This is a genomic window from Actinocorallia lasiicapitis (genome assembly GCF_054778695.1).
Window position 1 is genome coordinate 1 of sequence record NZ_BAAGZI010000261.1, and the last position, 8,657, is coordinate 8,657.

11 protein-coding genes and 1 pseudogene are annotated in these 8,657 nt (G+C 70.8%); 5 read left to right on the forward strand and 7 right to left on the reverse strand.

Annotated features, from left to right (window positions below):
• Window positions 1-375 (reverse strand): RNA polymerase sigma factor (locus tag ACYVE7_RS23745; RefSeq protein ID WP_460367325.1); only part of this gene is annotated, 375 nt, incomplete at its 3' end.
• Between the two features lie 175 nt (window positions 376-550).
• Here ACYVE7_RS23745 and ACYVE7_RS23750 point away from each other — a divergent pair.
• Window positions 551-2,665, forward strand: a complete 2,115-nt coding sequence (locus ACYVE7_RS23750; RefSeq protein WP_460367326.1) for a molybdopterin oxidoreductase family protein — start codon at window positions 551-553, stop codon at window positions 2,663-2,665.
• Here the strand turns inward: ACYVE7_RS23750 and ACYVE7_RS23755 are convergent.
• Complete coding sequence (locus ACYVE7_RS23755; RefSeq protein ID WP_460367327.1) at window positions 2,653-2,898, reverse strand: hypothetical protein; 246 nt, start codon at window positions 2,896-2,898, stop codon at window positions 2,653-2,655. The genes ACYVE7_RS23750 and ACYVE7_RS23755 overlap by 13 nt on opposite strands.
• A 199-nt stretch (window positions 2,899-3,097) precedes the next feature.
• On the opposite strand from ACYVE7_RS23755, the gene ACYVE7_RS23760 reads away from it, so the two are divergent.
• Window positions 3,098-3,967, forward strand: coding sequence for a Rieske (2Fe-2S) protein (locus ACYVE7_RS23760; protein ID WP_460367330.1), 870 nt, complete (start codon window positions 3,098-3,100; stop codon window positions 3,965-3,967).
• Between the two features lie 2 nt (window positions 3,968-3,969).
• Here ACYVE7_RS23760 and ACYVE7_RS23765 read toward each other — a convergent pair whose 3' ends face one another.
• Both ACYVE7_RS23765 and ACYVE7_RS23770 read right to left on the reverse strand, forming a co-directional pair.
• On the reverse strand, window positions 3,970-4,182 hold the full coding sequence (locus ACYVE7_RS23765; RefSeq protein ID WP_460367342.1) for a hypothetical protein: 213 nt from the start codon (window positions 4,180-4,182) through the stop codon (window positions 3,970-3,972).
• Window positions 4,183-4,214: 32 nt separating this feature from the next.
• On the reverse strand, window positions 4,215-4,970 hold the full coding sequence (locus ACYVE7_RS23770; protein WP_460367332.1) for a sulfite exporter TauE/SafE family protein: 756 nt from the start codon (window positions 4,968-4,970) through the stop codon (window positions 4,215-4,217).
• A gap of 92 nt (window positions 4,971-5,062) precedes the next feature.
• On the opposite strand from ACYVE7_RS23770, the gene ACYVE7_RS23775 reads away from it, so the two are divergent.
• Together ACYVE7_RS23775 and ACYVE7_RS23780 are read left to right on the forward strand one after the other, a co-directional pair.
• Window positions 5,063-5,254 carry a hypothetical protein gene (locus ACYVE7_RS23775; RefSeq protein ID WP_460367333.1) on the forward strand — a complete coding sequence of 64 codons (192 nt, stop codon included), beginning with the start codon at window positions 5,063-5,065 and terminating at the stop codon, window positions 5,252-5,254.
• A gap of 374 nt (window positions 5,255-5,628) precedes the next feature.
• Window positions 5,629-6,072 (forward strand): hypothetical protein, encoded by a 444-nt coding sequence (locus ACYVE7_RS23780; protein WP_460367335.1) that lies wholly within the window; start codon window positions 5,629-5,631, stop codon window positions 6,070-6,072.
• 36 nt (window positions 6,073-6,108) lie between these two features.
• Here the strand turns inward: ACYVE7_RS23780 and ACYVE7_RS23785 are convergent.
• Window positions 6,109-6,441: pseudogene (locus tag ACYVE7_RS23785) on the reverse strand (ATP-binding protein); the annotation flags it as partial.
• A gap of 49 nt (window positions 6,442-6,490) precedes the next feature.
• On the reverse strand, window positions 6,491-7,282 hold the full coding sequence (locus tag ACYVE7_RS23790) for an ABC transporter ATP-binding protein (protein ID WP_460367336.1): 792 nt from the start codon (window positions 7,280-7,282) through the stop codon (window positions 6,491-6,493).
• A 65-nt stretch (window positions 7,283-7,347) separates the two neighbouring features.
• On the opposite strand from ACYVE7_RS23790, the gene ACYVE7_RS23795 reads away from it, so the two are divergent.
• Window positions 7,348-8,079 (forward strand): hypothetical protein, encoded by a 732-nt coding sequence (locus ACYVE7_RS23795; protein WP_460367338.1) that lies wholly within the window; start codon window positions 7,348-7,350, stop codon window positions 8,077-8,079.
• Here the strand turns inward: ACYVE7_RS23795 and ACYVE7_RS23800 are convergent.
• On the reverse strand, window positions 8,076-8,657 hold a 582-nt coding region (locus ACYVE7_RS23800; protein ID WP_460367340.1), incomplete at its 5' end, for an RDD family protein. The genes ACYVE7_RS23795 and ACYVE7_RS23800 overlap by 4 nt on opposite strands.

Below are 8,657 nucleotides of genomic sequence, written 5' to 3' on the forward strand. Positions count from 1 at the left end.
CGCCAGCTCGCCGCGGACGGCCGCGGCCGACACCCCGGCCGCCACCCGGTCGGCCGGCGACTCGACCGGCACGACCTGGGGGGCGCTCCGCTCCAGCGCCCGGTAGCGGGCGGCTTCCTGCCGGTGGTGGCGGGAGATCAGCTTGGTGAGGATCCCGAACAGCCACGGCCGCGCGTCCCGGTAGGTCCTGTCGTATTTCTTGCGTTTCGCGAAGGCGATGAGGAAGGTCTCGCCGACCAGGTCCTCGGCGCCCTCCGGCCCGAGCCGCCGCGAGGTGTACCCGTAGAGCATCCGCGAGTACCGGTCGAAGAGCTCCGCGAACACCTCCGGTCTGCGCAGTGACTCACCGATCAGCTCCGCGTCGTCCAGCTGCATGGACGTCACCATGCCAGAACCCGGCAAATCCACCATTTGTGTCGCCATCCCATGGCCGACCTTCCGTAGGGGGCAGAGCCCGGCCTCGCGGCACGGCCTCTCTCGGTCGGATCTGTCTCTCCACTCCCGCCCGATCGGGTTCACGACCCGTCCCATAAGTGCTTAGCTACGGACTATGAACCGAATCGCGTTCCGGACGTGTCCGCTGTGCGAAGCCCTGTGCGGGCTGGAGCTGACCCTGGAGAACGATCAGGTCGTCAAGGTCAGGGGCGACAAGGACGACCCGTTCAGCCAGGGATTCATCTGCCCGAAAGGCGCCAGCTTCGGGCGTCTCGACGGGGACCCCGACAAGCTGACCGCACCGCTGGTGCGCGGGGTCGAAGCCGGCTGGGACGACGCGTTCGAGCTGGCCGGACGGGAGCTGCGCCGGATCGTCGGCGAGTACGGACCGAACTCCGTCGCCGTCTACCTGGGCAACCCTTCGGCGCACAGCGTCGCCGGACCGCTGTACGGGCCGCTGATCATCAAGGGGCTGCGGACGAAGAACGTGTACAGCGCGTCCACGGCCGACCAGATGCCGAAGCACGTCAGCGCGGGCTACATGTTCGGCGACCCCCTCGCGATCCCGGTGCCCGACCTCGACCGGACCGACTATCTGCTGATGCTCGGAGCGAACCCCCTCGAATCGAACGGCAGCATCGCGTCAGCCCCGAACTGGCCGGGACGGCTCAAGGAGCTGCGACGGCGCGGCGGGACCCTCGTCGTCGTCGATCCGCGCCGCACCAGGACCGCCGAGCTCGGCGAGCACGTCGCGATCCGGCCCGGCACCGACGCGTGGTTCCTCCTCTCCCTCGTCCACACCCTGTTCACGGAGCGGCTCACTGCGCTCCGCCACGACGTCGACGGCCTGGAGGAGCTCCGCGAACTGGCCACCGGTTTCCCGCCCGAGCAGACCGAGGCCGTCACCGGGATCCCCGCCGCGACCGCCCGCGAGATCGCCCGCGGTCTGGCCGCCGCACCGACCTCCGTCGTCTACGGCCGGATCGGCACCTGCACCCAGGAGTTCGGCACCCTCGCGAGCTGGCTCGTCGACGCGCTCAACGTGCTCACCGGCAATCTCGACCGGCCGGGCGGCGCGATGTTCCCCAAGACCGCGCACTCCATCGGCAAGCGCGCCCACCCGTATAAGACGGGCCGCTGGCGCAGCCGTGTGCGGCAACTGCCGGAGGCCAACGGCGAGTTCCCCGTGGCGACCCTCGCCGAGGAGATCGAGACCGAGGGCGACGGCCAGATCCGTGCACTGATCACCATCGGCGGCAACCCCGTCCTTTCCGCGCCCAACGGCGACCGCATCGGCCGGGCGCTGCCGATGCTGGAGTTCATGGTGAGCGTCGATCCCTATGTCAACGAAACCACCAGCCACGCCGATGTGATCCTGCCCCCGCCGCCACATACCCGTACCCCCCACTATGACCTGGCGCTTCTCGGGTTCGCGCTACGGAACTACGCCCGTTACAGCCCGCCGCTCGCCGACCGCGGCGACCGGCCGTCCGAGGCGGAGATCCTGGGCAGGCTCGCCGGGGAGATCGTCGGGATGTCGGCCGCCGACCTCGACGAAATGGTCATCCAGGGCACACTCCAGAAGGCGGGCCGCGCGGAGCTCCGCGCCGAGCTGGGCCCGCCGTCCTGCGACACGCGGCTCGACATGATGCTCCGCCTCGGCCCCTACGGCCTCACCCTCGCCGACCTGCGCGAGAAGAACCCGCACGGCATCGACCTCGGTCCGCTCCAGCCGCGGCTGGAGGAAGTGCTGGTCAGAGAGCGGATCGATCTCTGCCCTGAGCTGTTCGCGGCGGACGTCGAACGGCTCCGCACATCCCGTCCCGCCGACGGTTTCGTGCTGATCGGCCGCCGCCATCTGCGCTCCAACAACAGCTGGATGCACAACACGCCCGGTCTGGTCGGCGGTTCGAACCGCTGCACCCTGCGGCTCCACCCCGACGACGCGGCCCGGCTCGGCCTCGCCGAAGGCGACCCGGTCGTCATCACCTCGCGGACGGGCCGGCTCGAGGCGCCCGCCGAACCGTCGGAGGAGCTGATGCCCGGCGTGGTCAGCCTGCCGCACGGCTGGGGCCATGGCCGTCCCGGCAGCCGGACGGCGACGGCGGCGGAGCAGCCGGGCGTCAGCGCCAACACCCTCACCGACGACCAGCGGATCGATCCGCTCTCGGGCAACGCCGTGTTCAACGGGGTGCCCGTCCGGCTGGAGCGGGGCGGTCAGCGCGGGTAGCGGGCGGCGCGGTCGATCTCGTGCCGGATCGCGGCGCGCAGCTGGTCTCCGGTGTCGGCCTGGACGATCAGGCGGCAGCCGGCGCGGAGCTGTTCGAGGGTGAGGGCGGAGTGGGCTTTGCGGTAGGCCCACCAGCGGTCGGCGTCGCTGCGCCAGACGCCCCACCCGGGGAACTCGGCCTCGATCCGTTCGACCAGTCCTACGTCGGAGCCGTGCGTTACCGGGCTCTCCATGATCAACATCCAAAGTGGAGGGATCGACCTCCCCTCACCGTAAGCGATGGACCGATTCCAGGGGAGTGGTCCGCTTTGTCAGATTTCGGCCATTACTAGGCGTGAGCTACTGTCGAAGGGTCGGGCAGCAGGCAGAGGGGAAGCCGAGCCAGTGAACCGCGGTAGAGCAGGCAGGATCATCAAAAGCGTCGGCAGGCCCATGCGGCGCGCGCATCCGGTGGCACTGGCCGATCGGCTGGAACTCGACAGCGCGCTGGACGGCCCCATCCAGGCGATCGCCTCGGCCGTCAGACGGGTGGTGCCGCGCGGCCCGATCGCCAATCTGCTGCACGGGGTTCCGGTCGGCCATCCGGTTCATGCCCCGCTGACCGATCTGCCGATCGGCGCGTGGGGTTCGGCGGCGCTGCTCGACCTGCTGCCCCGCACCGAGAAGGCGTCCCGCACCCTGATCGCCGCGGGGCTGGTCGCGGCCGTCCCGACGGCGCTGACGGGGCTCGCCGACTGGTCGGTCCTCCACCGCGAGCAGCAGCGCGTCGGCTTCGTCCACGCCCTGGGGACGGGCACCGCGTCGCTCCTGTACGCGGCGTCGCTGCTGGCCCGCTCGCGCGGCCGCCACCGCACCGGCAAAGCCCTCGGCTACACGGGTTTCACGGCCCTGATGGCGGGCGGCTTCCTGGGCGGCCATCTCGCGTTCCGCCAGGCCGCGGGCGCCAGCCACGCCGAGTCGATCGCCCATCTCGCCCCGCTCGGCTGGCACGACCTGTGCGTCATCGACGACCTGCCGAACGGCTGGCCCGTCCACCAGACCCTCGGCTACATCGACCTTTTCGTCCTCCGCCTGGACGAGGAGGTCCGCGTCCTGGCCGACCGCTGCGCCCATCTCGCCGGCCCGCTCCACCAGGGCCGGATGACCAGGGTCGACGACGAGATCTGCGTCGTCTGCCCCTGGCACGGCAGCACTTTCCGCACGTCCGACGGCTCGGTCGTCGACGGTCCTGCCACCGCCCGTCAGCCGGCCTTCGACACCCGTGTGACGCCCTCCGGAATCGTCCAGGTCCGCCCGATCTGAGATCAGGCAGCCGGGTGCTCGACCAGGGCGAGCACCCGGGCCGCCATGAAGCGCGCGGTGCGGACGGGGGTGCCGGAGCGGGTGACCTCGACGACCTCGATGACGCCCCTGCGGTTGGTGATCTCGACACGGCGGCCCGCCTTGGTGGCGGCCACCTCGTAGGTGCGGGGCGCGTCGCCCGCCTCGATGACGATCTCTACTCGGTCGCCCTTCACGGGCCCACCAGAATCGAACTCATATTCGATTCCTACCCGAGTGTGAGCTTCGCAATCGCCACCAGACCCACACAGACAATGACAGTTCGCAGGACCCAGGGCTTGAGCTTCCGCCCGACCTTCGCCCCCACCAGCCCGCCGATCGTCGACCCGGCCGCGATCAGCCCGACGACCGCCCAGTCCACCTCGGCGACCAGCACGAACAGCAGCGCGGCCGTCCCGTTGACGATCCCCGACAGCCCGTTCTTGATCCCGTTGACGGTCTGCATGTCGTCCGCCAGGAAGATCCCGAGCAGCGAGATCAGCAGAATCCCCTGAGCCGCCCCGAAATATCCCCCGTAGATTCCGGCCGCGAGCACTCCCGCCCACAGCACGGGCCCCCCGGACGCCTGATGGGCTTTCCGCCGCTTCTGCACCCAGGCGCTGACGCGCGGCTGCAGCACCACCAGCACCAGCGCCACCAGGATCAGCACCGGCACGATCACCTTGAACGCGCTCGCCGGCAGCGCCAGCAGCAGCACCCCGCCGATCAGCGCCCCGATCAGCGAAGCGCTCCCCAGCCGCGCCAGCACCCCCCAGTTCCCAGCCAGCTCCCGCCGATACCCATACGTACCGGCCACAGCCCCCGGAACCAACCCAATGTTGTTCGAAACATTCGCCAGCACCGGCGGATACCCCAACGCCACCAACGTCGGAAAAGTGATCAGCGACCCCGACCCGACGATCGCATTGATCCCCCCAGCCGCCGTCCCCGCAGCAAGAACCGCCACCACATCCCAGGGAGTCATCCCCCGATCGTAATGACCGTCCCGCTTCGACCACGTCCCGAGGCGTCCAGAGGAGATCGACGGAGCTCAGGTCCACGTCGGCGGCCACGCCGTTGAGCGAGGCGACGACCACTCCCGTCGTCGCCGGGTCGAACCCGGGCACCTGGACGGCCGCCCGGCTCAGCGCGGCGAGGTCGTGGGCGCCGAACGAGCTCTCAAGCCACTTGATCGAGCCGGTGAAGAAGATCGTTCCCGCGACGGGCGCGCGGTCGGCTCCGACCAGGTCGATCTCGGGTTCGAACTGACGGTTCCACCAGCCGCCGACCACCTCCGCGTCCGGCCAGGGCAGATTTCCCGACGACGCAGCGAGCTCAAGCGACCGGCGGACCAGCGGCTCGACGGCACGACCCCGCCAGCTCGCCCAGCGCCGCTCGACCACCCGGAAACCCGCTTCCGCGCGTCCCCGCCGGGCCTGCTCGTGCACCGTACGCAGGATGCCCAGGTAGAGCCGTAGATTGCTGTCGGCGACACGGTAGAGCGCCGGCTTTCCCGGCCTCGTCGACAGCGGCTCGTCGATCCCCAGAACGTCCTTCTCCCGCGCCAGCCGGCGCAGCAGCGGAGACAGCGTCCCCGAGGGGAGCGCGCCGTCACGGCTGCCGGCCGTGGCCGCGATATTGGCATGGGTGCGGTCACCGGCTCCCACGGCCTCCAGGACGCGTCGGGCGACGTCAGGGTTGGGGAACTCCGCCATCAGGGACGCCTCCGGCACCCCGAACACAGCGGCGGCCGGGTCCGCGGCCTCCTGGCGCAGGAAATCCAAGGCGGGCATCGCGTGCGGCCAGGTCCGCACTATGCCGGGGAGCCCACCGGTGACGAGGTGCGCGTCGATCGCGTCGGCCGCCTCCAGTCCCAGCGCTTCTCCGGTGTCCGCCGGATCCAGCGGCCCCAGCACCAGGTTGTCGGCGCGCCCGTAGAACGGCCGGTCATAGGCGGTGAGCCGCTCCATCATGTGAAGGTCGCTGCCGAGCAGGAGGAGCAGCACGGGCCTGGAGGACAACAGCCGATCCCAGGCGGTCTGCAACGCGCCGTCGAACAGGCCGTCCTGCTCGGCGAGCCAGGGTAGCTCGTCGAGGACGACGACGCAGGGGGTCGCGGGCAGTGCCGAGGCCAGCGCCCGGAACGCGTCGGGCCAGCTGCCCCCGCCCGACGCCGGCAGCAGTTCCCGATCCACCGGCAACGCCGATTCCCTCAGATCGGTCAGGAACGAGGCCACCGCTTCGACCGGGGAGGCCCCTTTGGTCGCCGTCGAGAACATGTAGGGCAGACCGGATCGATCGCAGAACTCCTGCACCAGCCGCGACTTGCCGACCTGGCGGCGCCCACGGATCGTCAGGGCGACCCCGGTGCCCGAAGTCTCGACGCGTCGCAGCCTCTTGTCGAGCAGGGCGAGCTCCGCCCTCCGGCCTATGAACCCAGCCATCGATCGCCCCATCCAGGTAGATTGAATCCAGGTAGATTAGATCTACGTAGATTGAGTCTACCTAGGCGAGGATGGCTCGGGCGTACCAGCGGCCGTTGTGGCGTTCGACGTCGAGGGGGATGCCGAAGCAGGTGGTGAGGTTTTCGGGGGTGAAGACCTCGTCTACCTTGCCGGCGGCGACGACGGAGCCCTTGCGGAGGAGGAGGGCGTGGGTGACGCCGACCGGGACCTCCTCCAGGTGGTGGGTGACCAGGACCATGGAGGGGGCCGTCGTGTCGTCGGCCAGGCGGGACAGGCGGGCGACGAGATCCTCGCGGGCGCCCAGGTCGAGGCCCGCGGCGGGCTCGTCGAGCAGCAGCAGCTCGGGGTCCGGCATGAGAGCGCGGGCGATCTGGACGCGTTTGCGCTCACCTTCGGACAGGGTGACGAAACGACGGCGCAGCAGCTCCGTGCAGCCGAGCGCCTCGAGCAGCTCGACGGCGCGGGTGACGTCGGTGGAGTCGTACTCCTCCTGCCAGCGGCCGATGATCGCGTAGGAGGCCGTCAGAACCAGGTCGATGACGGTCTCGCTGGACGGCACCTTCTCGGCGACCGCGGCGCTGGCGAAACCGATCCGCGGCCGCAGCTCGAAAATGTCGGTCTTGCCCAGGGGCTCGCCAAGAATCTCGACGGTCCCGGACGTCGGGAACAGGGTGGTCGCCGCCACCTGGAGCAAAGTCGTCTTGCCCGCCCCGTTGGGACCGACCACGACCCACCGTTCGCCCTCGTTGACGGTCCAGTCGACCCCGTCGAGCAACGTGGCCCCCTCGCGCCGGATCACGACGCCTTCGAGCCTCAACACCTCACCGCTCACGCAACCCACCCTATTGCAGACGCTCAGTCCCCTCGCCCGCCCTGACGCCGGTTATCGTGTTTCCCATGCGTCCCTCCCCACAGCCCGCCCCGGCGCTCGCCGCCTGGGGGAACGCGTGGCTCGCCGGTCATGTGAGCCTCGACGACGCCGCGGACGCCGTGGAACGCTCCGGCCCCCAGCTCGTCGGCGAGGTGCCGTTGCGCCGCTGGCTGGCCGAGCTGCGCCCCGCGGGGCTTTCGGCGTTCCGGCTGGCGCTGCCCGCGGCGGGCGACCCGCTCGGCCTGACGGGCCCCGCCGAACTCAACACCTCGGCGATCGAGGCGGGCCAGGCGGTGCTGGCGAGCGTCGAGGACTCGGTGATCGGCCTGGTGCCCGCGGCGGATCTGCGCGGCTCGTCCTATGTGGGCTTCGCCTGGCAGGTGTTCGAGGGCCGTCCTGGCCTGGCGGACGTCCCGTCGCTGGCCGAGGCCGATCACGGGCTGGTGCTGGCGATGCGCGAGGTCACCGAGGTGCTCGCGGAGCTCGACGACGTCAACGGCCGCCGGACCGAAGCCCTGCGTGCACTGCGCGCCAACGCCGACGGCACCCTGCCGCCCGGCTATCCGCCCCGCGCCCACCGGGTGGACGCGCTAGCCGTCCGGCTGACGTCCGTCCTGGCCCTGGCCGAGGAGCTGGCCGGGCACAACCTGACCGCCACCCAGATGCAGCGACGCGCCGAAGCCCTGCGCCTCCTGGACCGCGCCGTCCGCCGAGCAAGGGTCGCCGCCTGCAACGCCGTCCTGGAACCGGCACGCTAACGCCGGACGACGCGGGAGCGGATGATCTTGTCGGCGAAGGTCTGCTTCTGGGCGTCCCAGAGGGGGGCGAGGTAGCCGACCCCGAGGGTCCACCAGTTGACGATCTGCAGGAACACCCGGGCGACGCCCTTGCCGGGCCCGAGCAGCCCGCCCCGCTCGTCGACCGAGCGGATCATCAGCGCGCCCTTGCCGGGCGACCAGCCGAGCAGCCCCTCCATCAGCCCGTACACGACGTACACGAGCGCCCAGACGCCCATCATGACGCCGCCCTGGGCGTCGGAGAGCTCCTCGTCGGCGGGCTGGCCGATCTGCATGATCATCACCGCGATGATCACCACGGTGAACGCGAGCACCCAGTCGATGAGGAACGCGCCGACGCGCCGCCCGTAGGAGGCGGGCAGGGTCCAGGGCTGTCCGGCGGGCTGGGTGTAGGCGTGCTGCGGATAACCGGCGGCGTAGGCGGGCTGCCCGTAGGGCGCCGCGTAGGGCTGCGGCGTCACCGGCGGGTAGGGGGCCTGCTGCTGGGCCGCCGGGTAGGACGGCTGCGCGGGCGGACGGGTGTCGGCGAACGGCAGCGG

Coding starts and splice junctions, on each gene's coding strand:
- ACYVE7_RS23750 (WP_460367326.1), top strand. CDS start 551: ATGAACCGAATCGCGTTCCGGACGTGTCCGCTGTGCGAAGCCCTGTGC.
- ACYVE7_RS23755 (WP_460367327.1), bottom strand. CDS start 2,898: ATGGAGAGCCCGGTAACGCACGGCTCCGACGTAGGACTGGTCGAACGG.
- ACYVE7_RS23760 (WP_460367330.1), top strand. CDS start 3,098: ATGCGGCGCGCGCATCCGGTGGCACTGGCCGATCGGCTGGAACTCGAC.
- ACYVE7_RS23770 (WP_460367332.1), bottom strand. CDS start 4,970: ATGACTCCCTGGGATGTGGTGGCGGTTCTTGCTGCGGGGACGGCGGCT.
- ACYVE7_RS23780 (WP_460367335.1), top strand. CDS start 5,629: ATGGGTGCGGTCACCGGCTCCCACGGCCTCCAGGACGCGTCGGGCGAC.
- ACYVE7_RS23795 (WP_460367338.1), top strand. CDS start 7,348: ATGCGTCCCTCCCCACAGCCCGCCCCGGCGCTCGCCGCCTGGGGGAAC.